This window comes from Bradyrhizobium sp. USDA 4353 (assembly GCF_054063215.1).
Genome location: NZ_JBSSGB010000001.1, coordinates 6992986 through 7016026 on the forward strand (window position 1 = coordinate 6992986; position 23041 = coordinate 7016026).

Genomic DNA, 23041 nt, shown 5'->3' on the forward strand with positions numbered 1-23041 from the left:
AGGCCTCAGCTTGAGATCGTGTCGTCGGCGCGAGCCGACACGACGGACTGGATAGCTTCCACGATCCTCGGATAGGCGGCGCAACGACAGAGATTGCCACTCATGTAGTCGCGGATGTCCTCGGCCGACCCTGCGTGGCCCTCGGCGATGCAGCCGATCGCGCTCAAAATCTGACCCGGGGTGCAATAGCCGCATTGGAAGGCGTCATGATCCCAGAACGCCTGCTGCATCGGATGCAGCGGCTCGCCTTCCTTTGATAGACCTTCAATCGTCGTGACCTCCTCGTCGACCGTCGCCGTCAGCATCAGACAGGACAGTACACGCCGGCCGCCCACCAATACCGTGCAGGCGCCGCACTGACCGAGGTCACAGCCCTTCTTGGTACCGGTCAGTCCGAGAGCTTCGCGCAGCGTGTCAAGCAACGTGGCGCGGGGATCGCAAGACAGATCGTAGGGTTGGCCATTGATTAGCAGCGATGAGCTCACTTTATGTTCCTGTCGAGGTGGATTGACCGATGCCCGCGCCTGAGAAGACCACGGTCGTCCCACGGCACTGGTTTATGCCGATATGTCAGGGCTCGTTGCGCCGTGTGTCGAACGTCGCGTGACCACAGTGGGAGCACTTCGGAATTTTGTGCCCCTTCGTCACGTGGGTCGTTTGGTGACAACGTTCGCAGCGGAAATCGCCGGTCTGTTCTGCCGTCTCTCCAGCATGAGCAGCCATGCCGCGCCTCCTCGCACCGCCTGTCCAGATTTGACGACCAACGACAAAACGTCGTGAGGGTTTCTATCCAACGGCGCAGGATTGGCGCATGCCCAGGAACGACGATGCGACGAACAGGTTTGCCCGCAAGGCCGGATTGCTCCGCACCCGAGCGATCCAGTGCCCCCGTGCTTGGCAATCCAGCATGAAGGTGGATTCCGCAACAATGACTGGAATAATGCGACTGATCGTAATGGACGTCCGCGACAGCATTGGTCGCCGCGCCCCCCTTTGACACCCCGCGCGGTGGAACAGCGAAAGTCACTGCTGAGCACCGCCTTTGAATTCAGATGGTCGGCTGTCCAGCTCGCAGCTGCCAACGTGTCAACGATCGCCGTCGCCGCCTGTCTTCTCGTCGCACTTTTCTCAGGATCTCCGCAGTCCGGAATGGCCGCGACGATGGGGGCGTTTCCGACCGGATTTGGCGCTCATCAACGACTGTCCCACCTGCGCTCTGCTCCCATGATCCTGGCCGGTTTCGGCATGGGCGTGTGCGGCTTCCTTGGCGCACTTCTGTCCGACAGCCTGCTTGGAAGCGCTCTCGTCGGCGGCGGCATCGCAGCGATTTGCGGTTTCGCCACGCAGTATGGGCAGGCGCCATGGTGGTTGACCCTGCAGTGGTCGATCGCGTTCCTGCTCGCCGCCCGCGGTCCACCCGAACTCCCGGCCGCGCTGATGCGAGGCTTGTTGGTCTTCGCCGGTGCGGCTTTGCAGACCCTTGTCATCGTCGTTGCCTGGCATTGGCACCCGTTCGGCGCAGCCAGTGACGTCCCTCGAGCAGAGGCCCCACCGCCAAGCTCGAGGCTCGGCTGGCTGGTCGAGCTCTTCCGATGCGTGATCAGCGGACAAGCTGGGCTGCGCTATGCGGCCATTGCGGGCGGAACGGTCAGCGCGGCGATCCTGATTGAGCGCTATCTCGGTTTGGGCAACGGATATTGGGTGCCGATGACGGCCCTCATCATTCTGCAACCCAAGCGGCGCGACACCCTGGTTCGCACCGCTCAGCGCATTGCCGGAACCTTTCTGGGCGCGATCTCCGCGACGCTTTTCGCGGTGATCGTCAGGCCGGACGGCATTATCCTGGTTAGTTGTGTCATCGCGCTGGCGTGGTCAACATATACCCTGCAGCGTGTCAATTACGCCGCCTTTTCATTCGCGATCACGTCCACTGTCGTCTTCCTGATTGCGCTGACCGGGTTACCCGAACCGGATGCGGCCTGGCGGCGCACCATCGCCACCGCGATCGGCGCCGCATTGGCCGTGGGTTGCAGGTTTCTGGCTGGTCCGGATTCTTCAATCGAACCCAAGCAGCAGAAATGACTGCTGCTTCACGTCCCGCGATCGGTACGCTCCGTACGTCCATCCTCATGTCTTCTCTCGCACCTCGCGACTGCAGCGGTCTGCCCGCGAGGTGATCCAGGGGAGCTGCGAGCAGGGTCCCCGATCTTCGATCGTTTGGAACCGCCTTCTTTCCGGCTCATTAGGCCCGACGGAAGCTCATCGCTCTCGTCCAAGGAATCACAATCATGCACGCGGTCCGTATCCACTCGTTCGGCGGCCCTTCCGAACTGGTGTTGGACGATATGCCAATGCCCCAGCCCGGCGAAGGCGACCTGCTCGTTCGCGTGCGGGCAGCGAGCGTCAACCCGGTCGACTACAAGACCCGTTCCGGCGGCTATCCGGCAGTCAAACAGGAACAATTGCCGAAAGTGCTCGGACGCGATGTTGCCGGATTGGTCGAGCGTGTCGGCGATACCGTCACGCGGTTTCGCACCGGCGATGCCGTGTATGCCATGCTCGATCGCGAGGTCGGCGGCTACGCGGAGTTTGTGCGCGTCCATGAGGCTGACGCGGCGAAGACGCCTGACGGCATCGACTTCGTCAAGGCCGCTGCCGTCCCTCTCGCCGCTTTGACGGCGTGGCAGGGCTTGTTCGATCACGGCCACCTCAAGGCCGGGCAGAGAGTATTGATCCATGGTGGATCGGGCGGCATCGGACATTTCGCGATCCAATTCGCCAAGAATGCCGGTGCGTGGGTTGCGACCACCGTCTCGGACGTGGACGTCGAGTTCGTCCGCAAGCTCGGGACGGACAAGGCGATCGACTACAGGAACGAACAATTCGACGACGCTGTTCAGGACATCTGACCTGGTATTCGATCTGATCGGTGGCAACACCCAGGACCGGTCCTGGACCGTGCTGAAGCGCGGTGGCGCCCTGATTTCCACATTGCAGAAGCCTGATCAGGACGAAGCCGAACGCCGCGGCGTGCGCGCCACCAACTACATGGCCGAGCCGAGCGGAGCGCAACTCGCGGAGATCGCGCGCCTGATCGAGACCGGCAAGGTGACCGTCGTGATCGACTCGACCTTTCCCCTGCAGGACGTCGGCAAGGCCCACGAGCACATGGAGCACGACCACGTGCACGGCAAGGTGGTGCTGCAGGTTGCCGGCGAGAGAGCTCATTGACGTCAGTGACACGCGCGACAGATCCGTGCCGGAGGACTCCCCTTGCCATTCAATCATGATGGACTCGATCGCATGCTCATCGGCGGCACGTGGCGCGCCGGGAGCGGTACGGATCGAATTGCAGACAAGGATCCGTTCACGGGCGACACACTGCTGGAGATCGTCGAAGCTGATGAATCGGACGTGCAGGCCGCCTACTCCGCTGCGGTCACCGCTCAACGCGAATGGGCGGCCGCATTGCCGTCCGAGCGCGCTGCAGTCATGCAACGCGCGGCGGATGTCATGGTCAAACGCCGCGAAGAGATCGTTGGCTGGCTGATCCGTGAGGCGGGCTCGACCCGGCTGAAGGCGAACCTGGAATGGCAGGCTGCGCAGGCCGTGATGCTCGCCGCGGCATCGATGCCTTACATGGTCGAGGGGGCGATCCTGCCCGCAGACATTCCCGGCAAGGAATGCCGCGTCTATCGCAAGCCGGTCGGGGTGGTCGGCGTGATCAGCCCGTGGAATTGGCCGCTGCAGCTTTCCAATCGCAGCGTAGCTCCGGCCTTGGCCGTCGGTAATGCCGTGGTTCTCAAGCCGGCCAGCGACACGCCGGTCAGCGGCGGGACCCTGCTCGCCAAGATCTACGAGGAGGCCGGCCTGCCGGCAGGTCTCCTGAGCGTCGTGGTCGGCTCGGGCGGACGGATCGGCTCCGCTCTGGTCAAGAATCCCGCCGCCCGCGTGATCTCGTTCACCGGCTCCACGACCGTGGGCCGCGGTATCGCGAGGATGGCGATGGCGGACGCGGACATCATCAAGCGCGTCGAACTGGAGCTTGGCGGCAACGGCCCGTTCGTGGTGCTCGAGGATGCAGATCTCGATCTGGCGGTGCGGGCTGCCGTGTTCGGCAAGTTTCTTCACCAGGGGCAGATCTGCATGATCACCAACCGCTTCATCGTGGTCGACGCCGTCTACGATGAGTTCGCGGAGCGATTTGCTGCGGCGGTCCGCCATCTCAAGGTCGGAGATCCGCAGCAGCCCGACACAATGATCGGTCCGATCGTCAACCGCCGTCAATTCGAGGCGATCAACGAGCTGATCTCCTCGGCCCGCGCCGGCGGCGCCCGTGAGCTCGTGGGCGGCGAGCCGGAGGGTCTCGTGATCCAGCCGCACGTCTTCGCCGACGTCACCAACGACATGGAGATCGCCACCAACGAGATCTTCGGACCCGTCGCACCTCTCATCCGCGTGCGCGATGAGGAGGATGCCTTGCGGACCGCCAATGCGACCACCCAGGGCCTGAGCGCATGTGTGTTCACCCGCGATCTCGCACGTGGTGCACGCTTCGGCCAGCGGATGGAAGCGGGTATGGCTCACGTCAACGACCAGCCTGTCCTCGATCTGCCGAACAATCCGTTCGGCGGCGTCAAGAATTCGGGCATCGGCCGCTTTGGCGGCAAATGGGCCGTCGCGGCCTTCACAACAGATCAGTGGATCACCGTGCAGCACCTGCCGCGCACCTACCCGTCAGATAGCGCCGGTCAATGACATCAGGCGGACGCGTCCCTTGATTCCGGATTGGCTGCACATTCTCTCGCTCGTCTTTCTGGTCCTGGGCGTCGTATGCGCTCTGATCATCGCGATCGATGTGGTTCGCCATCCGCAGCAGATGTGGATCATGGATGTGGTCTGGCCGGTGACCGCATTGTTCGGAAGTGTCTGGGTCGTCTGGCAATATTTCGCTTATGGGCGGCTCGCGACCCAGGAGAAGATCCATCGCGCCAAAGCGCATGGCGAGAAGCCGCCGAACACCCGGCAGACTCCATTCCCGATCATGGTCGCCAACGGCTCGCTTCACTGCGGCAGCGGATGCGCCCTCGGGGACATCATTGCCGAATGGCTCGCCTTCGGCGTTCCCGCCGTGGCCGTCGCGTTCGGCTGGAAAAGCCTGTTCTCGGAAAAGATGTTCGCCGTCTGGATCCTCGACTTCCTGCTCGCCTACGGCTTCGGAATCCTCTTCCAGTACTTCACGATCGCGCCGATGCGGGGCCTGTCGCTCAGAGAGGGGCTCATCGCAGCCGCCAAGCCCGACACGATCTCGATCGCGTCCTGGCAGATCGGCATGTACGGCTTCATGGCATTCGCCAATTTCTACATCTTCCGGCACGTGCTCGGTGCCCGGCTGGATGTCAACACCGTCGAATTCTGGTTCATGATGCAGATCGCCATGCTGTTCGGCTTCGCCACGTCGTATCCGGCCAACTGGTGGCTTCTCAAGCGGGGCTTGAAGGAGAAGATGTAGCGACGCGTGCTGCTGTCGGCGGCGCAACGTTTCCCACGCTGATCACTCCCACGGAATGTGTACGGTTGCGAACACGATCTAATCCGGCACCCGCCGGGCGGACGCGGGCGGAAGGAACTGCTGCTTAGAAAGAACATTCTCTTTCTGCTCATTTAATTCATCCTGCCGCACCGGCAGGCCATGCAGCCGCTGCGCCGCTCGGTCGGGCAGCATGCGCAGCCCTCCGAGGCGGCCAAGCCCGCGAAGAAGCCGAAGAAAGCTGCTGCCGATCAGAAGGAGATGCTGATGCCGATCCCCGGCAAGAAGGCTGCCGCCAAGGAAGCGCCGGCAAAGAAGCCAGCCCCCGGCCGCCAGCGGGAGTCGGCTTGAAACATCCCGTGACTCCGGATGGGCGCTACTTCGTGGTCCGCGGGCGCCTTTGGCGAATGGCCGATCCGAGGCTCGGAGAGCCCGAGCGTTCCGCGCTGACACGGCAGCTGATGTCGGCCAGGCGCGCCGTTCGAGCCGCCAAGGCGGCGGAGGACCCGGAGGCCGAAGCCTCGGCGCACCGCGCCGTGGACAAGGCCAAGAGAGCGCTGGGCGAGCGGGGGCCGGTCTGGTGGACAGACGGCTCGCCCGACCTGAACCGCCATATGGCAAAGAACACGCCCTACGCCACATGGTACGCTGAAGCCTCACGATCGTGCAGGTAAGCTCCCGTGCCGCGTAAGCTGAAGACCTATCAGACCTCGCTCGGATTCTACGATCTCGCGATCGCTGCGCCCTCCATGAAGGCGGCGCTAGAGGCGTGGGGCGCCGGCAGTAATCTGTTCCATCAGGGGGCCGCCAAGGAGACCGAAGATCCGGCCGTGGTCGCCGCCACCATGGAGAAGCCGGGCGTGGTCCTTAAGCGCCCGGCCGGATCGAGCGGCCGCTTCGCGGAGCAAGCCGACTTGCCTGACCTGGATGACGAGCCTGGAAGCGCGAAGAAAAGGCGTCATCCCGCCCCCAAGCAGAAGGCGGTGCCCGCGCTCAGCGCCGAAGATGCGCGCAACGCCGCCGCTGAGTTCGAGCGCGAGCAGAAGAGACGCGAGGCCGAGCGGCGGAGGGAAGAGGCTGCTCGGGAGAAGGAGCGGGCCAAGCGGGAGAAGCTTGTCTCGAAAGCACAGGCGGCGCTGGAGGCAGCGCAGCGGCAGCACGAAGAACGTTCGGAAGCCCTCGAAGGAGAGCGGCGGGATCTGGAGAAGCGCATCGAAGCCGAAGATGGACGATGGGAGAGCGAGAGGGATAAGCTTAAGGAAGCACTGCGCCGGGCCAGAGACTAGGTTTCATGGAACACCTCCGGACTGCGGGCCTGCCTTGGCAACCGCTTCGCGCCGTCTAAGAAAATATGATAACCATGTCCACCTGACAGACACGAAACGGTCGATCGGGTGCGGACGGCTGACCGGCAGACACAGATCCTCAATTCATGCCGTCCACAGCATAGACGGGCTCAAGTTGTGTCTCGGTCTTCGGGTCCAGTACTGTCGCTCCATCTCAGGACCGAAGCAGGCGTCATGGCAAAAGCAACCGAATCCGATCTGGAAGACTCCGGCGCAAGCAGCGTGAGAGCCGTGGACCGCGCGATAGCGATTCTGCAATCATTCAGCGCCGAAACTCCCACCATGAGTGTGATCGATATTCAGAAGCGCGTGGGACTTAGCCGGCCTACCCTCTATCGAATGCTTCATACGCTCTCTCAACGAGGATTGATCGAGGCCGAAGGTGATCCCCAGCGCTTCAGGCTGGCGAACGGCGTCATGGGTCTTGCGCACGTGTGGCTCAAGGCCCTGGAGGTCGTCAACGTTGCGCGGCCAATTGTCGAAGGCTTGCGCGACGCGACCGGCGAAACTGCAGCCTTGTTCAAACTGCAGCACGATCGAAGGATCTGCGTATTCGAATGCGAAAGCCGGCATTTTCTGTCGATCAGTCGTGGTATCGGCGAATCCCTCGGCATCGCGCAGGGTGCGACGGGCAAGGCCATGCTGGCCTTCATGGACAGCGATCGCCAGGCCGAGTTTCTCAGCCAGATGCCGAAGGACGCGCATCGCGCCAATTTGGAGCAGGCCCTCGCGATCGCCAGACGGAAAGGCTACACGACAAGCCGCGGCGAAGTCGTCCTCGGTGCCGTTGCAGTCGCGGCGCCCTATTTCGATCATCGCGGAGCGGTGAGCGGTGCCGTCGGATTGTACGGTCCCAGCGCAAGGGTCACCGACGATCACCTGGAAGAATTTGCCCATCTTGTCGTAGACGCCGGACACAGAATTTCCAGCCTCCTCGGCTTCCAGTCCGGCAATCTCACCCAAGAAGCTGAAACGCACTCTAAAACTCTGAAATCGCAATCTCGGGCTGGCCGGAAACCCTGAGGTCTGTGCTGTGTCCCTCGCCGCCCAAGTCCAGGCGTCGGGCTCACGTTCTTCGGAACTGGCATCGAAAACAAAAATATGAGAACCATGTCCACTCTGTAGACACCGCCCGCCGGGCGTGCTAGGTCGATGTAAATGTCGCCTCCTCCGCGTCAGCGGGTCGCGCCTCGTTGCTCCAGGCACTTTTCTCTCGCAAGTCTCTATGCCCAGCCCCGCAAGACCATTCAGCCGGCGGCTGACGCAGTTATTCCTGTACGGAAGCAAGGGCCGCGAAGCTAAGACGCGGGCCCGCATTGCGCTTGCGGCAATAGCATTTGCGGCCCTCTACGGCTTAATAGGCTTACGGCTCGCGCAGATCGCAATCGTCGGAGAGGGGCACAATTTGCGGATCGCCGGCGCAGTCGATGCTGTTGCTACAGCTCGCCCAGAGCTTCTCGACCGCAACGGGCAAATTCTGGCGATCGATGTCAAGGTTCCCTCGCTCTACGCTGAACCGCGTCGCATTGTCGATAAGGACGAAGCGGTTGAGCTTCTCACGGCAGCGCTCCCAGACATCGATGGTCTTGAATTAAGGCAGCGACTGGTTTCCCACAAAGGCTTCGTCTGGTTGAAGCGCGATGTGACGTCTCGGCAGCAGCAGGACATACATCGGTTAGGTATTCCAGGTGTAGGCTTCCTGAACGAGAACAAGCGCGTCTATCCGAGTGGCCAGGAAATGGCGCATGTCCTAGGGCTTGTTAATATCGATAATCAGGGCATCGCCGGGATCGAGAAGTGGCTCGATAGCAGCGGGCTTTTGGATCTTCATCGGGCCGGCTTTGCGACCGATCGACAGCAGGTGCCGATCGAGCTCTCGGTCGACCTCAGGGTTCAGCACGCGTTGCGCGACGAACTCGTCAGCGCGAAGCAGAAGTATCACGCAAAGGCGGCATCCGGCATTGTCAGCAACGTGCGCACGGGCGAAATCGTGGCCATGACCTCGCTGCCCGACTTCGACCCGAACAATCCCAAAGAAGCCAGCGCCCCCGATCGCATCAACCGACTAACCACTGGCGTCTATGAAATGGGCTCGACCTTCAAAGCGTTCACTGTCGCGATGGCGCTGGACTCGGGAAAGATCAGCCTGAACTCCACATGGGACGACCGAAGCAATCTTCATTATGGAAAGTTTACGATCCACGATGACGAACTGCAGCACCGATTCATCACGACGAAAGAGGTGTTCACTTATTCGTCCAACATCGGGGCCGCGCGGATTGCGCTCGGACAAGGGGTGCAGGCTCAAAAAGCCTTCCTCGCCAAGATGGGACAATTATCTCGACTTCGGACCGAACTTCCTGAGGCGGCGACGCCACTTCTTCCAAAGCGTTGGGGCGACATAAACCTTGTCACCATTTCGTTTGGCCACGGCGTAGCGGTAGCGCCACTCCAGGCCGTGATGGGTGTTGATGCCCTTGTGAACGGCGGCCTCCTGATTCCCCCAACCTTTCTGAAGAGGAATGAGTCCGAAGCGGCCTTGATCTCAAAACGCGTTATCAAAGCTGAGACAAGCGAGAAAATGCGTTTCCTCATGCGCCTCAATGCAGAAGTAGGAACTGCACGAAAGGCGGACGTGGCCGGATATTACATCGGCGGAAAGACCGGAACAGCCGAGAAGGTTGTCAATGGACGCTATGCGAAGAAGCGCGTGCTGACATCCTTCATCGCGGTCTTTCCCGCTGACGAGCCGCGATTTCAAGTTCTTATCATGCTGGACGAGCCGTCGGGACTGACCGAAACTCACGGGAATATTGCGGCGGCTTGGAATGCCGCGCCCACTGGAGGCCGCGTCATCGCGAGAATTGCCCCGCTGCTCGGTATCGAGCCTCGTTTCACCCTGCCATCAGCGGAGCACCTCATCCTGGCGAACCACAGCGATCGATAGGCTCACCCTATGTAGCCAACGCTCATCGGTCGACTTTAGGCACGGGGCAAGGTTAGTGCCGACGCGTCATCAGCTCGATCGTAGACACCTGCGCAATTCGTCGAACCCCGCATGCGTCAGCCACATCGTTCGACCATCGACGGGTTGCGGCCAGGATGAGAATTTGGCCATGACGATCTTGTTCTTGCGGTCAACGAATAGGTTCTGACCGTGGATGCCCATGGCGAACAATATGTCCGGATCGGTGTCGATCGTATACCATCCGCTGCGATAGCTCATGCTTCGGCTGATGGGCGCGAACGATTCACCCCACTGACCGGAGCTCCACGCCTTGCGATCACCGCCGGTGGCAAGGCCTTGCACGATGTGGCTCGGGAAGATCTTCGCGCTGCCGGAGGAACCGTCGAGGCAAACCACCTGCCCGAGCCGCGCCAGGTCGCGGGCCGTCGCACAGAGTCCGCCTGCGCTACGGGCAAAGCCGTCCCAATCCAGGGTGAGCTCGGCATCATCGCTGGCTATCGGAGTCCATAGTTTCTCGGAGAGCAGGTCTTGCACCTTCGCGGAGGTTGCTCTCTCGATGACCCATCCGAGCAGATCGGTGTTTGCGGAATGGTAGGTAAAGCCGCCTCCGCACGGCCAAGCCGGGCCACTGAGCCTGGAGAGAAAGCTCCGGATATCCGTCTTGGGATCGCCGGGCGGCTCCCATCCGACCGATCGTGAGTAGCGCCTCTCCTGCGCCGGGTCGAAACGGACAGCCACGCGCATGTCGAGCAAGTCCCTCGCGCGCGCGGCTGCGTAGGGCGAGATGGCGACCTCGGGCACATAGGCAGTAATGGGCCTGTCGAGCTTGATCGCTCCATCCGCCGCCAGGATCTCCGTCAGCAGACCAATGACAGCCTTGGTTGCGGACATCGCGATATGGCGCGAGTTCGGCTCCATGCCGTTGCGATAAGCCTCGTAAACAAGCCGCCCGTCGTGCAGCACGATCATGGCGTCGGTCGACGTCGCCGCCAGAAACGGCTCGAGGCCCAAGGACGAGCCATTGGGTAACCGGAGCGAAAACGTCTCGATCGACTTGGATGAGTTGGGAAACTGGGCTTCTTTGCTACCGGATCGGACGCGTGCTGTTGCGATTTCGGACGGGAGATGATGGAACGCGTGATGGTTTTGAGGCGACTGCCTCCAGTTCGACAGGTTCACATCCGGCTGTAGGGCATCGACTTGCATCGCAATCATTCTCCAGTTCGGCAGGGTAGCGGGCACGTGACGCATCACCGTCGCGTCAGCTCGGGTGGACAGCGGAAGAAGGCAGCCTCCAGCAGCCGCAGCCAACAATTCACGTCGGTTCACGGGCGCACCTGGCTCGCCAGCGCCAAGTCGGGCTCGTCTTCGGTGGCTTGGGCGACGAAATGTCGACCGCCCCAGAGCGACAATGCGCTGATGCAGCCGATACCCATGAGATAGAGTGCGATCGGCCACGTTGCGCCGGCCCATGCGAACAGAGCAGCGCTGATGGCAGGGCTGAAACCCCCGATCAATCCGGAGGCAAAATTGTAGCTGATCGATATTCCACTATATCGCACCCGCGGCTTGAACAATTCCGCGACGTAGGCCGGTAGTACGGCATAGAGCGCACTCGTGCCAAATAAGGCCATGCAGACTGCCGCAGTAACGCCTTCGAAAGTGCCGAGGCGGACCAAAGCAAAGAAGGGGAAAGCGCCGCCAACAGTCATCAGAGCGCCGAAAAGACCGATCGGCTTACGTCCGAAGCGATCCGACAGCAGGGCAAATAGTGGAATGATGACCAGCGTGAAGGCCGATCCGACCAGCACTGCGTTGAGTACGGTCTGCCGGGGAATTCCGACCGATTGCACTGCGTAGGATACGACGAACAACGTCTGCACGTAAAAGGCCACGACCGTACTCAATACGACACCCGTGCCGATCAGAATGGCCCGCCAGTTCTCCCGGAAAACCTCGGTGACAGGCTGCTTTGCGAGCTCGTTGTTCTTCGCCAGAGCGGCGAATTCGGGTGATTCGACTAATCCGATGCGCATGATCATGCCGACGATCACGAGAAACGCGCTGGCAAGAAATGGGATCCGCCAGCCCCAGCTCAGGAAACTATCCTGAGGAAGTGTCGACAGGAGCGAGAAGGTCCCGGTGGACAAGAACAAGGCGATGGGCGAGCCCATCTGCGTGAACGAGCCGTAGAAACCTTTTCGGGTGGCAGGAGCATGCTCCACGGACATTAGCACCGCGCCGCCCCACTCTCCGCCAAAGGCAAATCCTTGCACGGTACGAAGGATCACCAGCATGACGGGGGCCAGAATTCCGACCTGGCCGTATGTCGGCAGCAAGCCGATCAAGAAGGTCGAGACGCCCATCGTCATCAGCGTGAAGACGAGCATCGACTTCCGCCCGATGCGATCGCCGAAATGGCCGCAGACCATGCCGCCAAGGGGACGCATGATGGCGCCGATGGCAAAGGTCGCGAACGACAGCAGCGTACCCACTACCGGATCGTATGTCGGAAAGAACAGCGTGTTGAATGCGATCGCCGCCGCAGTCGCATAGATGTAGAAATCGTAGAGTTCGATGCATGTCCCGATCAAGCTCGCAAAGGCGGATCGCCGCGCGATGTTGGTTGACGCCATGGTGAAAACCCCCTCTTTCAAAATGCCTCGAACCGTTTGCCCGGAAACACTCAGCGACGGGCCTCGAAGGCCGCGGCTGCGCGATAAATCGATGGTTCCCCAAAATGCTTTCCGACCAGCATCATGCCGATCGGCAGGCCATCGCTTTCGCCGCAAGGAATCGACATGGCGGGATGGCCGGAGCAATTGAATTGCATCGTGTTGGCAAGCGGCACTCCCGACAGGCGGATCAATTCCGAAAGCGGCGCATCAGCCGCAGGCATCGGGCCTGCCTTCATCGGCGTGGTCGGCATCAACAGGAGGTCGTAACGCGACAGCACCTCGTCATAGGCCGCGCGCAAGCTGCGATTCAGATTCTGCGCTCGCGCGTAATAGAGTCCGCCGTAGCGTTTCGAAAGATAATGCCCGGTCAGCATCGACAGCTTCAGCGACGGTGGCAGTTCGTCGGCGCGTTCGCGCCAATGCGAGTGGGCCTGGAGCAGGCTCGTCACGTACAGCCCGCGCCAGCCGGTGCCGAACGCGTTTCCCTTCATCAGGGTGTTCGTGCCGCCCTCGCCGGCGATCGCCCGCCAGATCGTCCGACCGGTCACATGCATCGGGATCGAGATCTCTTCGACGATGGCGCCTAGCTGTTTGAAGACGCCGCTCGCCGCAAGCACCGCGACGTCGACGTTGCGCTCCGAAACAGGTAGGCCGAATCCCTCCCGAACGAGAGCAATCTTCATTCCGGCGACGCCAGCAGACAGGGTGCCGAGGTAGTCGCCCGAAGCGCCCGAGCATTGTCTCGGATCGAGGCCATCCGGCCCGGCGAGCGTCTGCAGCAGCAGCGCATTGTCGGCGACGGTGCGCGTCATCGGGCCGGCATGATCGAGCGTCGGCTCGATTGGCATGATGCCCGTATAGGGCACGAGACCATGCGTCGGCTTCATGCCGACGATGCCGCAGAAAGATGCCGGTGCGCGGATCGATCCACCCTGGTCACAACCGATGGCGAGGTCGACTTCGCCTGCCGCGACTGCGGCAGCGCATCCCGATGACGAGCCTCCGGCGCTATATCCGCGCCGGTGCGGATTGTGTGTCGGGCCGGTCGCATTGGTGTGACTGCCCGCCGAAAAGCAGAAGAATTCGCAATTGGCTTTTCCTAGAATGGTGCCACCAGCGTCGAGGACGCGAGTCACCACCGTCGCGTCGCAATCGGGCACGTAGCCTTCGAGCGTCGACGAACCATTCATCATGGGAACGCCGGCCAAGCAGATATTGTCCTTCAACGCAACGGTGCGCCCACAGAGCGGCCCTTCGGCTGCGCCCCTTATCTCCGATTTGACGTACCAGGCATGGTGCGGATCTTCGCCGGGATCCGGTCTGTAGCCGGCCGACCGGGGATATCGCGGGGGCTGCACCGTGTCCGTGGCTCCGTCATCGAACAATTTCATCGGCTCGAGATTGCCGGAGAGCATGCTGTGAAACGTGTCGCGCTCCGCCGCGCGCAGCGAGAAACCCAGATCGGACGCCAGGAGCTCGAATTCTTCGTGGTTGGGAGCTTTCAGGCTCATGTCGGTCATGTTCCGGATCAGAAGGGATTGGACCAGTTCGGCACGCCCAGCTTATTCCACCGCCTCACAGACCGGCTGAATCCGCGCTGCAATCGACGGGAATAGCTTCAGTCCAGCGCGACCGATCTGTTCGATCTCGAGCTTGGTGAGACCCGGGAATGCTTTCAGAGACTGAAGGTTTTCCTGCATGGTGGCTTCGCTCGAACACAGCACGCCGCAGTCGGAGCCGTAGACGAGGTGGTCGGCGGTCGTCATCGCGAGAGCGGGGGCGAGGCTGTTTGCCGAGCCCGTCGCCGCAGTGTCGAGATAGAGCTCGGCAAGTTGCGCCTTCATCTCGGCTTTGGTGATGCCTTGCGGATTGGGGACCCAGCTCTCCGTGCCAATCAGCAAGAGACGTCCTGCCAGCGCCGGCAGGGCAGCGCCGCAATGAGCGATGACGAATTTGATTTTCGGATAGCGACGGAAGATGCCGGCATACAGCATGTCGATCACCGTTCGCGTGGTTTCGAACGCAACCTCCAGCAGAGCCGTCGGACGTCCCATGGATGGCTCGCTATAGGCGTCCGGGTGCACGAAAACCGCCGCCTGCCGCCGCTGCAGCTCTTGCCAAACCGGTTCGAGCCGGGCGTCGCTCAGATACACGTCATTGTAACGGCAAGTAACAGCGAAGCCGTCCGCCTTCAGCTCCTCCGTGCGACCGATCTCCGCAAGACAAGCGTCCGGATTGTCGGTGGGGAGGGCAAGCAGAAGGCCGAAGCGGGACGGATAGCGAGCGACGATCGATGCGCCATATTCGTTCGCCCGTTGAAGACCGTTGAGAGACTTCGGGATGTTGCTTAGCATCTGCATCGCGATGCCGTTGCCATCCATGTGCGCGATGGCGGCCTCCGGCGTCCACTGGTAGAGGTCGGGCGCCAGGAAGCATCGCTCGCAGCGCGCGATGGCACTGCGCTTGAGCTCCTCGTCGGTCTGCGGGGTCATGAAATGCGCATGGACGTCGATCCATTGCGCCTCGAAGCCGTCAGCAACGCTCTTCATCGACCTACTCTTCTAGGCTCATCCTGCGGCGATGACCCTAGCGACGGCTTTCAGGATGCTCTATATCGAGGCGTCCGCAATTCTTTCGAGATCGTCCTATTTCCGATCCCCTGACCCAGGTCGTCCGGCTCCTCAAACCCCGCGCGCTGCTCTGGAAGCAGCTCGACACGCGAGGCCCGTGGGCTATTCGCTATCCCTCGCTCCAGGACACGATTTTCGTTCTGGTCACCGAGGGAAGCGCCAGGCTGCAGCTTCCTGGCCGACCGACGCGCACGATGGTCACCGGCGACTTCCTGATGATGACGGGGCCGGAAGAATGGATGATGGGGGACAGCGAGGACACCAAGCCGATCAGGTTTCAGGCTCCTCAATCCAACCCGTCGGCCCGATCGATCGTCACCGATCCATCAAGCACGGCTCCCACATTCAAACTGCTGGGCGGCCGCTTCTCGTTCGACCGCACGCATTTGGGACTGTTGAAAGAGATACTCCCCTCCGTGGTCGAGATCGGCTTTGCGACGTCGGGCGCGACACGCGTGGCGTCGCTCCTGAAGATGCTCGGCACGGAAGCGTGGGAGGGGCGACCGGGCTCGGCCCTGGTTATTGAACGTCTGCTGGAGATCCTTTTAATCGAGGTCATGCGCTACCAGGGCGAAGAGCAGGCGAACGTGAACCCCGGTCTGCTGGCCGGACTTGCCGATCCGCAGATCGCTGCATGCCTGGAGGCCTTGCACCAGGATCCATCCCGGGACTGGTCGGTCGCCACGTTGGCGAAGGCCGCCGGCGCATCCCGATCGGTATTCGCGCAGCGCTTCTGCGAGGTCGTCGGCCTACCGCCAATGCAATACCTTCTCAAATGGCGGATGGCGCTGGCCAAAGAAATGATCAGCCAAGGGGTGTCGATTTCGGAGATCGCCTTCGCCTGCGGCTATCAGTCGGCAAGCGGTTTCAGCGTCGCTTTCGCACGTCACGTTGGCTGCCCGCCTTCGCATCTGCGTCCACCCCACAATTGAGCTGCAGCTCATCGGACTGCCGTCAGCGCCCTCGATCTAATGTGTTTGCGGCGCAAAACTCGAATACGAGTGCTGGTCCGATATTGCATCCGCTGCTCGGGTGGACACCCAGCATTGCGCTGTTCGTCGCTCTGCCGCAGGCATACAGGCTGCCGATCGGTCGGTTATCCTCGTCGAACACCCGGGCAATGGCATTCGTGAAGAGACCGCGGCATGAGCTCTTGACTGAATTCAGTAGCGGGGCGTTTTATTGCCCAAGCCAAGATGCGTTCTCCTGCAGCGCTGAGGCAGCGGTCGGCGTCCGTAGCCTCGGCTCAACATCGCGGAGATAAACTTCCGATCTGAGAGAGGCGAACTCGTCGTCGCTCCCTGAATCCGGCGAGCCTCATCCCCGGCGGCATGCTGACAGGCATGATGGATGAGACGCTCTCGCCTGTGCTGACCGCGACGCTCAGACCGAGAGGGTTTGCGCCAACGCTCGAACTGGTCCCGATGCTTGTCGATTTCGCGGTGGAGCGCGAGACCAATACCGCGCCTTGGCCGACGAGCCGGCAGGCCAACCGGCCGTTCGCGCCTTCCTCGATCACTTGCGCGGCAGTGCCGACCGACCCATCGCGCGCGCCGCATTGCCATCACCCGTGGCCGGCCGCAAACCTTCGCGGCATCGGCGTTGATATTGGCCCGGTATGTCAGCGGAGCTGCTCGTCCAGACTTCGCGTCCTATCAGTGATCTCCGCCCCGGTATGCAGGGTCGAGCCCGGCTCGATCAGAAGTATCCAGCATTCGGCCTCAGCCACGGGATTGTGCCTAACGCCTCTGGGCACCGTGAGAAAATCTCCTTCCCGAAGTAACGTCGCTCCATCCTCGAACTCGATGCGGAGCTCGCCCTTCACGATGTAGAACAGCTCATCTTCACCGTCATGAGCGTGCCAGACGAGCTCACCTTTAAGCTTCGCGATCTTGAGCAGTTGGTTATTGACCTTGCCGATCACCTTCGGCGACCAATAGTCGACAATGCGATCAAATGCTGCGGAGAGATTTGTTGCGGTCAACACTGATGATTCCTTTGCAGCGCTCACGCCGGCCCCTCCTGCCGATGCGGAGCCGTGACATAGGGAGTGGTCACCCTTGTCATGCGAGCGAATGGTCACTGATTTATCCTTCGGAAGGTACACAAAATCAACAAGCCCCGCGGTCACGATGCCTCTTCGGTCGAACACCGACAGTCTTTCTTCCAGAACAAACATATCGGTCCGCCGTGCCGTGATCGACCAGATTGGCCGCGAGCACGTCGCATTTTGCCCAGGCGAACGCTGAAACATGGCGTCGAGGACGACAATTTCTGAGTCAGCCAACCTCCTTGTGCATTGTCCCCTGATCTAGGGGCCGACGAAAGGTTTGAAAGACACCGGGACGAGACACACCGTTGCATTCGAGAGACGCTCGTATTCAGCCGGAGTGAAACCATCGGGAAGTATATTGCATACTTTCATTTTGTGGCTTAGGGCGAGCCGAACGTTTAGCCATCCGAGCCGTTGAGGACTATCGCGAGCCGGCACGCGAAAGTGACCACTGGCGTGATCGCTGAGCCATTCAGTTCTCGCTGTTGGCCTGTTCGGATGCACGTCGTCTTGAAGACAGCTCCCGTGGAGCGTCGGCGCGTCCAAGCCAGGCCTTGACGGCCGCCGGCTTGGCTTCCCCTGCTATACTTCGGGCGACTTCCATCCTGGCAGTGTGCAATGAGCGATCGCCAAGGCCAACGCATGGGCCTTTGCCTACGGATTAGACTCTTACCAGGCATCTGGACGGGGCGAGAATCGACACCATCTGAACCGACCCACCTCGGAAGTTCTTGCCAAAACTGCTTTTCAAGAAGCAAAACATTGCAGCCTGGCAGCGTTCTGGCGTGGGCTTGCCTCTTTGGTGCGGGTGACCAGACGTACAGCCCGAGCCACCCGCATCCACGTCAGATCACCAGGTGATCAACGGGGCACGACGAAGCCAGGCATCGCCGCGGACCTGGTCAAGGACGAAGCTCGCCACATCGGACCTTGCGATCGATCCGCCATGAAAGTCGGACAGATCCGTAAGCGCGCGTACAGCATGCCGGCCGGGCTTGTTGCTCAGAACGGAGGGGCGAACCAGCACCCAGTCCAAACCACTGTCTCTGACGATCGCCTCTTGCCGGTCCTTGTCGGCATACACTTTCTTCAAGAGCAGCGGAAAGATGACTTTGTCGAACACGAAGCCGCCGTGTCCCCTGCTGTCGCCCGCGCCGATCCCGGTGATCGCAACGAGACGCGAAACGTTCTCCGCCTTCATCGCGGCGACGAGCGCGCGCGTCGCCGTCGAGAGCAGCGTGACTTCCCGAAACGGACTTGCCGGCGTGCCGAGCGCGCTGATCACGGCGTCCTGGCCTTTGACCGCCCCACGCAGCGTGCCTTCGTCGCGGGCGTCGCCGACCACGATCTTTGCTCCCTGCAGATCGGCAGCTTTCTCGGCCGAGCGGACCAGCACGGTGACTTCGTTCCCGCGCGCGAGCGCCTGTGTAACGATCGAGCGGCCGGTCCCGCCGGTTGCGCCGAGAACGAGGATTTTTGCGGGCGCCGACTGAACGGCATTGGTTTGAGAGTTGGCCATAAAATGTCTCCTTGAATGAGGCGGGAGATCACCGCAGGGAGACCGTCCCGTTGTTCTGGTTCATGGTGATGGTCAGAGCTTGCCCTCCGCGAGCAGTTCGCGGGTGCGTTTCAGGGTGGACAGAAGGGCGGCCTTGTAGCCCTTGTCGCTGTCGAATTGCCGCTGTTCGGCCTGCTCTTCGGGCCCGTTCGGTTCCTTGCCGCGTAGGCCGGTGTAGCAATAAAACTTCAGCTGGAGCGCACCCGCCTCATCCTCGAACAGCTCGTTGATGATCGCGCCCTCGCGTGGACCGGTCACCTGGAAGAAGGTTACCTTCTTCTGCGGCTCGAAGGCGATGATCTCGCGAAGGTCACTGCCCACGATGGTGGCCTCTCGCACAATGTGCGTGTCGCTCTCCTGGACGATCTCGCACCTCGTGCAGAGGTTCGGCGGCAGAAAGAGCCGGGCGTCACGGGCCTTGAAGACGAGCCCCTTCCATACCTGAGCGCGTGTCAGCGGCTCTTCGCCTTCCGGATTGACCGGCACGGTGGCGGTTGAAAAAATCACGGTCGCAATCCTTTGTTCTGGATTTTGGATCAAGCCACGGCCTTCTGGGCGTGCGCGATCTCGGTTGCGAAATCGCGATAGTTGTGTAGCGCGCGACCCAGGATCCGGGTCAGCCGCTCGACGTCGCCGGCTTGGGGGATCATGCCGTCAGTCACGTAACGCTCAGCCATCAAGCGCATCTCGTAGGCCGTCCACTTCGGCATGAATGTCGCCATGTTCTGCTCGAAGCCGCTTGGATCATCGCCACCGTAGGCAATCGGGCGGTCCAGGATCTCCGACCAGATCTTCGCGATCTGCGGGCCTGTCAGCGTGTCCGGGCCGACTAGATTGAGCATCTGGAGGGGAAGCTTCCCGGGAGCCTGGTCGCGACGGATCAGCTCGATCGCGGCGACTTCGGCGATGTCGCGTCCGTCGACCATGGCGACGCCCTTGCTGCCGATCGGCATCGGGTAGACGCCATGATTGAGGATCACGTCCTTGATCATGACTTCGTTGTCGATGAAGTAGCTGGGACGCAGGATCGTGGCGCTGAAGCCCATCTTCTCGAGCATGCGCTCGGCGCCCGACTTCACGGCGAAGTGCGGCACGTTTACGGCGCCGTCGGCGTCGAACACCGATTGGTAAACGACGCGCTCGACACCAGCTTCGCGGGCGACGTTGAGCGTGATGATCGCCTGGGTGAATTCATCGCCGGTAACGGCGTTCAGCAGAAATAGCGTCCTCACGCCTTTGAACGCCGCGCGCAGCGCGTCGATGTCGAGCAGGTCTCCCTTTGCAACTTCGACGCCGGCGGGCACATTCGCCTTCGAGGGGTCGCGGGTCAGCACGCGCACCCCTGCGCCGCGCTTGACGAGTTGTTCGACGACGTGGCGGCCGACGCGGCCGGTAGCACCGGTAACGAGAATGGTCATTTGGATCACTCCGATTGGAGTTTCGATAAATCGGAGAATAGCGATCCAAATTCACGCCGGTAGCCGCCGTATTTAGACAGTCCGTCTCATCCGTGAAACGGTCGCGGGCTGGAGGCTTTCCGGAAGCACAACGCTGCAAGACGCGGTCTCGCGCCGTGCGCCCTAAGCAGAACGAACAGCCCAATCTTACCGCATGAAGACGAGACAGTCTGTCTCCAAAGCGAGAGCCCATCGTTCTGGCAAGGGACGTTTGCGCCCGCTAGGCAAGGGTTCCGCGGACGACGAGCGACACGCGCTTCTCACGCGCCCCGGGCCGGATCCGTCCTGTGCGTTCCAACTCGGCTAGGCCATGAAGGGAGGCCCAAAATGTTTCGGTTGTCGCTTCGGCATCTTCCGCGGAGGGTGCGACGACGTCCTTCAACGCCGCGAAGGCTTCCTTCAGCTCGGCCTTGCTGTCAGTTTGCGCAAATTGCAGGCCGCTGGGCAACGAAAACATCGCTTCGTACATCGCCGGACGCTTTCGCGCGAAGGCGAGATAGGCCATTGCGACGTCCAAAAGCACAGTCCGATGGTCCGCCGCCCGTTTCGCCGCTTTCCGCAACGCCAGCGCCAACTCGCCAAAGCCTTCCAACGCCACGGCCGCTACGATCGCGTCCCTGCTCTCAAAATGCGAATACAGCACCGGCTGGCTGTACTCGATCTTCTCCGCCAGGCGGCGAATCGTAACCGCGTGCCATCCTTCGGATTCAGCCAGCGCCCGCGCCGCCGCGATGATGCCACGCTCGCGCTCAGCCCGTTCCCTGCTCTTCCTTTCCGCCACGCTCAATTTCGATCGCCTCTTCGTGATGGAAAGTCAGTCTAACCACACTTGAAAAAATAGCAATGCTAGGACAAATTCCTAGCGTTGCTAGATTTTGGATCACAGGTACGGAGACCCGACCATGCATTGGCTTTCTTACGGAGTGGCGCTGCTCGCGTCCGTCGGAATTATCGCGATGGGCGCCATATACATCTTCAATCCACGCGCGGCGACGCAGAGCTTCGGGCTGCCGCTCCCGGAGGAAGGTGCCAACATCGTTTGGTGGCTTCGTCTTAAAGGCGTGCGCGATATCGTGGCGGGACTGGGCGTGCTGGCTCTGATTGTCTGGGCCGGACCGCGCATCGTCGGAATCGTTTTGCTGATCGATTCCTTTATCGCAATTGGCGACATGTCACTGATCCTGGCGGCGAAGGGCTCGACCAAGGCCGCGCTCGGCATGCACGGGCTGACGGCAGTGTTGATGATCGCGGCAGCCATTCCGCTCATCATCTGGGGGGCGTGACATGCTGATCGCAATTGTGACATGGCTCTGTGCGGCCGCATTCGCCGGCGCGGGAGTGTTCAACGCGATCGGCACGCCTGCTACGCGGGACAGCTTCGTCCGTTGGGGCTACCCAGCATGGTGGTGCCGGGTGACAGGCGCGCTGGAAGTGATTGCCGGAGCCTTGATAGCCTTCCCTGCCAGCCGCCTTGCTGGTCTCCCGCTTGGCGCACTCGTGATCGCGGCGGCGATCTTGACTGTGGTCCGTCGTCGGGAATGGTCTCACTTTGCCCCATTGGGCGCGTTCGTAGCTCTACTCGCGCTGACTTTGACGTTCGGGTGATCGGCGCTCGCCGCACCGGCACCCGCTCTCAGCTCTGATCGAACCTCCCTCGTCGAGACCGCGGAAGAGCTCTCAGCTTTCGTACATGCGAAGCCGTTGAGATCAGCAGCGTCCACGGACTTGAAAGCCGACGAAAAGTATGAGGAGAACTCTCATCTACACTTTCGAAATCCGGGTCTACGACCAGAGCATGACTGAGGAGATGCCCGTCGGCGACGGACTCGGAACCGTTCCGCTCAAGAGACACGTTGTCTCAGAATAGCATTCTATTCCCGCTTCTGCGGCGCCCCATATGCCGGTGACGCGGCGGCGCAGCGGTCTCGCCCTTCTTGGCTCACGCAAGACCTGACGCCGATGACAGTCTGATGGACGCGGGCGCGTGGACGCTTCGTTGCCGAGTGTCCTCCAGAGACGGAAAGATCGAATAGGAGACTTTATATGAGCAAGACGAAGATCGCGGTCATCACCGGCGGAAGCCGAGGACTCGGGCGCAGTATGGTCCTCAATCTGGCCAAGCGAGGAGTGCCGTCCGTATTCACCTACAACTCAAGCCCCGAAGAAGCGAGAGCGGTCGCACGAGAGGCTAGAGACGCGGGCAGCAAGGCCACAGCGCTCCAACTGGACGTCGGCGCAACCGAAGAATTTAATACCTTTGCAGGCCGCCTCAAGGAGGCTTTGCGTGATCTTGGCGCGGATCGGTTCGACTATCTGGTGAACAACGCCGGCATCTCCAACCATACCAAGTTCACCGAGGTCACGAGCGAGGAGCTCGACAAGCTTTACGCCGTGAATTTCAAGGGCCCTTTCATGCTGACGCAGAAGCTGCTGCCCCTGATCAAGGACGGCGGCCAGATCGTGAATATCTCGACTGGCGTCACGCGGTTCGTCAATCCCGACAGTGTGGCTTACGCTGTTTTCAAGGGGGCCATCGAAGTCTTCACGCGCTACCTGGCCCACGATCTCGGGTCTCGCGGCATTTCCGTGAACACCGTCGCGCCAGGCGCCATCATGACCGATTTCAGCGGAGGCGTCGTCCGCGATAACCCGTCGGTCAATAAACTCGTTGCGGGTATGACTGCATTGGGCCGCCCCGGCGAGGCCGATGATATCGGTCGCATGATCGCATCGCTGCTTTCGGACGACAATCATTGGATCAATGCCCAGCGCATCGAGGTCTCGGGCGGCATGCGCTTGTGAAATCACCCTTCCCGCTCCT

25 protein-coding genes and 1 pseudogene are annotated in these 23041 nt (G+C 61.4%); 14 read left to right on the top strand and 12 right to left on the bottom strand.

What is annotated here, in order from left to right:
* Positions 1 to 5: 5 nt before the first annotated feature.
* Entirely contained in the window at positions 6 to 485 is a 480-nt protein-coding gene (locus ACVILH_RS31470) for a (2Fe-2S)-binding protein (RefSeq protein ID WP_456716370.1), read from the bottom strand.
* Positions 486 to 570: 85 nt separating this feature from the next.
* On the bottom strand, positions 571 to 723 hold the full coding sequence (locus ACVILH_RS31475; RefSeq protein WP_456716371.1) for a zinc ribbon-containing protein: 153 nt from the start codon (positions 721 to 723) through the stop codon (positions 571 to 573).
* Between the two features lie 360 nt (positions 724 to 1083).
* Between ACVILH_RS31475 and ACVILH_RS31480 the strand changes: the two genes are divergently transcribed.
* The 10 genes and pseudogenes from ACVILH_RS31480 (at position 1084) to ACVILH_RS31525 (ending at position 9823) form a co-directional block, all read left to right on the top strand.
* Complete coding sequence (locus tag ACVILH_RS31480) at positions 1084 to 2082, top strand: FUSC family protein (RefSeq protein WP_456716372.1); 999 nt, start codon at positions 1084 to 1086, stop codon at positions 2080 to 2082.
* A gap of 206 nt (positions 2083 to 2288) precedes the next feature.
* Positions 2289 to 2909 (top strand): NADP-dependent oxidoreductase, encoded by a 621-nt coding sequence (locus ACVILH_RS31485; RefSeq protein WP_456716373.1) that lies wholly within the window; start codon positions 2289 to 2291, stop codon positions 2907 to 2909.
* Between the two features lie 49 nt (positions 2910 to 2958).
* Entirely contained in the window at positions 2959 to 3231 is a 273-nt protein-coding gene (locus ACVILH_RS31490) for a zinc-binding dehydrogenase (RefSeq protein WP_456716374.1), read from the top strand.
* Between the two features lie 42 nt (positions 3232 to 3273).
* Complete coding sequence (locus tag ACVILH_RS31495; protein WP_456716375.1) at positions 3274 to 4758, top strand: aldehyde dehydrogenase family protein; 1485 nt, start codon at positions 3274 to 3276, stop codon at positions 4756 to 4758.
* A 19-nt stretch (positions 4759 to 4777) separates the two neighbouring features.
* The gene (locus ACVILH_RS31500) at positions 4778 to 5512 is read left to right on the top strand and encodes a DUF4396 domain-containing protein (RefSeq protein WP_456716376.1); all 735 of its coding nucleotides are present in this window, start codon (positions 4778 to 4780) and stop codon (positions 5510 to 5512) included.
* Positions 5513 to 5692: 180 nt separating this feature from the next.
* Positions 5693 to 5881 (top strand): annotated as a pseudogene (locus tag ACVILH_RS31505) (Ku protein); the annotation flags it as partial.
* Positions 5878 to 6204 (top strand): hypothetical protein, encoded by a 327-nt coding sequence (locus tag ACVILH_RS31510; RefSeq protein ID WP_456716377.1) that lies wholly within the window; start codon positions 5878 to 5880, stop codon positions 6202 to 6204. The pseudogene ACVILH_RS31505 and the gene ACVILH_RS31510, both read left to right, overlap by 4 nt.
* Before the next feature lie 6 nt (positions 6205 to 6210).
* Positions 6211 to 6816: a cell envelope biogenesis protein TolA gene (locus ACVILH_RS31515; protein ID WP_456716378.1), complete on the top strand. Its 606-nt coding sequence runs from the start codon at positions 6211 to 6213 to the stop codon at positions 6814 to 6816.
* 234 nt (positions 6817 to 7050) lie between these two features.
* Positions 7051 to 7899 carry an IclR family transcriptional regulator gene (locus ACVILH_RS31520; RefSeq protein ID WP_456716379.1) on the top strand — a complete coding sequence of 283 codons (849 nt, stop codon included), beginning with the start codon at positions 7051 to 7053 and terminating at the stop codon, positions 7897 to 7899.
* A 202-nt stretch (positions 7900 to 8101) separates the two neighbouring features.
* On the top strand, positions 8102 to 9823 hold the full coding sequence (locus tag ACVILH_RS31525; RefSeq protein ID WP_456716380.1) for a peptidoglycan D,D-transpeptidase FtsI family protein: 1722 nt from the start codon (positions 8102 to 8104) through the stop codon (positions 9821 to 9823).
* A gap of 69 nt (positions 9824 to 9892) precedes the next feature.
* On the opposite strand, the gene ACVILH_RS31530 is transcribed toward ACVILH_RS31525, so the two are convergent.
* From ACVILH_RS31530 to ACVILH_RS31545, 4 genes are all read right to left on the bottom strand, one after another.
* Positions 9893 to 11050 carry a serine hydrolase domain-containing protein gene (locus ACVILH_RS31530; protein ID WP_456716381.1) on the bottom strand — a complete coding sequence of 386 codons (1158 nt, stop codon included), beginning with the start codon at positions 11048 to 11050 and terminating at the stop codon, positions 9893 to 9895.
* 119 nt (positions 11051 to 11169) lie between these two features.
* The gene (locus ACVILH_RS31535; protein WP_456716382.1) at positions 11170 to 12480 is read right to left on the bottom strand and encodes an MFS transporter; all 1311 of its coding nucleotides are present in this window, start codon (positions 12478 to 12480) and stop codon (positions 11170 to 11172) included.
* A gap of 50 nt (positions 12481 to 12530) precedes the next feature.
* The gene (locus ACVILH_RS31540; RefSeq protein ID WP_456717130.1) at positions 12531 to 14033 is read right to left on the bottom strand and encodes an amidase; all 1503 of its coding nucleotides are present in this window, start codon (positions 14031 to 14033) and stop codon (positions 12531 to 12533) included.
* 51 nt (positions 14034 to 14084) lie between these two features.
* On the bottom strand, positions 14085 to 15071 hold the full coding sequence (locus tag ACVILH_RS31545) for an amidohydrolase family protein (RefSeq protein WP_456716383.1): 987 nt from the start codon (positions 15069 to 15071) through the stop codon (positions 14085 to 14087).
* Between the two features lie 110 nt (positions 15072 to 15181).
* Between ACVILH_RS31545 and ACVILH_RS31550 the strand changes: the two genes are divergently transcribed.
* The gene (locus ACVILH_RS31550) at positions 15182 to 16084 is read left to right on the top strand and encodes an AraC family transcriptional regulator (protein WP_456717131.1); all 903 of its coding nucleotides are present in this window, start codon (positions 15182 to 15184) and stop codon (positions 16082 to 16084) included.
* Between the two features lie 22 nt (positions 16085 to 16106).
* Here the strand turns inward: ACVILH_RS31550 and ACVILH_RS31555 are convergent, their stop codons facing one another.
* The 6 genes from ACVILH_RS31555 to ACVILH_RS31580 form a co-directional block, all read right to left on the bottom strand.
* A complete protein-coding gene (locus tag ACVILH_RS31555) occupies positions 16107 to 16319 on the bottom strand; it encodes an FAD-binding protein (RefSeq protein ID WP_456717132.1) in 213 nt (70 codons plus the stop codon).
* A gap of 454 nt (positions 16320 to 16773) precedes the next feature.
* Complete coding sequence (locus tag ACVILH_RS31560; protein ID WP_456716384.1) at positions 16774 to 17439, bottom strand: cupin domain-containing protein; 666 nt, start codon at positions 17437 to 17439, stop codon at positions 16774 to 16776.
* A gap of 616 nt (positions 17440 to 18055) precedes the next feature.
* Entirely contained in the window at positions 18056 to 18724 is a 669-nt protein-coding gene (locus tag ACVILH_RS31565) for an NAD(P)-dependent oxidoreductase (protein ID WP_456716385.1), read from the bottom strand.
* A gap of 72 nt (positions 18725 to 18796) precedes the next feature.
* Positions 18797 to 19270, bottom strand: coding sequence for an AtaL-like protein (locus ACVILH_RS31570; RefSeq protein ID WP_456716386.1), 474 nt, complete (start codon positions 19268 to 19270; stop codon positions 18797 to 18799).
* A gap of 29 nt (positions 19271 to 19299) precedes the next feature.
* Positions 19300 to 20181, bottom strand: a complete 882-nt coding sequence (locus ACVILH_RS31575; RefSeq protein WP_456716387.1) for an SDR family oxidoreductase — start codon at positions 20179 to 20181, stop codon at positions 19300 to 19302.
* Between the two features lie 259 nt (positions 20182 to 20440).
* Positions 20441 to 21007 carry a TetR/AcrR family transcriptional regulator gene (locus tag ACVILH_RS31580; RefSeq protein WP_456716388.1) on the bottom strand — a complete coding sequence of 189 codons (567 nt, stop codon included), beginning with the start codon at positions 21005 to 21007 and terminating at the stop codon, positions 20441 to 20443.
* Positions 21008 to 21122: 115 nt separating this feature from the next.
* Here ACVILH_RS31580 and ACVILH_RS31585 point away from each other — a divergent pair, with 115 nt between their 5' ends.
* The 3 genes from ACVILH_RS31585 (at position 21123) to ACVILH_RS31595 (ending at position 23022) form a co-directional block, all read left to right on the top strand.
* Positions 21123 to 21503, top strand: a complete 381-nt coding sequence (locus ACVILH_RS31585; protein ID WP_456716389.1) for a DUF4267 domain-containing protein — start codon at positions 21123 to 21125, stop codon at positions 21501 to 21503.
* 1 nt (position 21504) lies between these two features.
* Positions 21505 to 21825 carry a DoxX family protein gene (locus ACVILH_RS31590; RefSeq protein WP_456716390.1) on the top strand — a complete coding sequence of 107 codons (321 nt, stop codon included), beginning with the start codon at positions 21505 to 21507 and terminating at the stop codon, positions 21823 to 21825.
* A 438-nt stretch (positions 21826 to 22263) separates the two neighbouring features.
* Positions 22264 to 23022, top strand: coding sequence for an SDR family NAD(P)-dependent oxidoreductase (locus ACVILH_RS31595; RefSeq protein WP_456716391.1), 759 nt, complete (start codon positions 22264 to 22266; stop codon positions 23020 to 23022).
* The last annotated feature ends 19 nt before the right edge of the window (positions 23023 to 23041 follow it).

Coding starts and splice junctions, on each gene's coding strand:
- ACVILH_RS31530 (WP_456716381.1), bottom strand. CDS start 11,050: ATGCAAGTCGATGCCCTACAGCCGGATGTGAACCTGTCGAACTGGAGG.
- ACVILH_RS31595 (WP_456716391.1), top strand. CDS start 22,264: ATGAGCAAGACGAAGATCGCGGTCATCACCGGCGGAAGCCGAGGACTC.
- ACVILH_RS31475 (WP_456716371.1), bottom strand. CDS start 723: ATGGCTGCTCATGCTGGAGAGACGGCAGAACAGACCGGCGATTTCCGC.
- ACVILH_RS31590 (WP_456716390.1), top strand. CDS start 21,505: ATGCTGATCGCAATTGTGACATGGCTCTGTGCGGCCGCATTCGCCGGC.
- ACVILH_RS31565 (WP_456716385.1), bottom strand. CDS start 18,724: ATGGCCAACTCTCAAACCAATGCCGTTCAGTCGGCGCCCGCAAAAATC.
- ACVILH_RS31520 (WP_456716379.1), top strand. CDS start 7,051: ATGGCAAAAGCAACCGAATCCGATCTGGAAGACTCCGGCGCAAGCAGC.
- ACVILH_RS31585 (WP_456716389.1), top strand. CDS start 21,123: ATGCATTGGCTTTCTTACGGAGTGGCGCTGCTCGCGTCCGTCGGAATT.
- ACVILH_RS31485 (WP_456716373.1), top strand. CDS start 2,289: ATGCACGCGGTCCGTATCCACTCGTTCGGCGGCCCTTCCGAACTGGTG.
- ACVILH_RS31535 (WP_456716382.1), bottom strand. CDS start 12,480: ATGGCGTCAACCAACATCGCGCGGCGATCCGCCTTTGCGAGCTTGATC.
- ACVILH_RS31575 (WP_456716387.1), bottom strand. CDS start 20,181: ATGACCATTCTCGTTACCGGTGCTACCGGCCGCGTCGGCCGCCACGTC.
- ACVILH_RS31540 (WP_456717130.1), bottom strand. CDS start 14,033: ATGAGCCTGAAAGCTCCCAACCACGAAGAATTCGAGCTCCTGGCGTCC.
- ACVILH_RS31545 (WP_456716383.1), bottom strand. CDS start 15,071: ATGAAGAGCGTTGCTGACGGCTTCGAGGCGCAATGGATCGACGTCCAT.
- ACVILH_RS31525 (WP_456716380.1), top strand. CDS start 8,102: ATGCCCAGCCCCGCAAGACCATTCAGCCGGCGGCTGACGCAGTTATTC.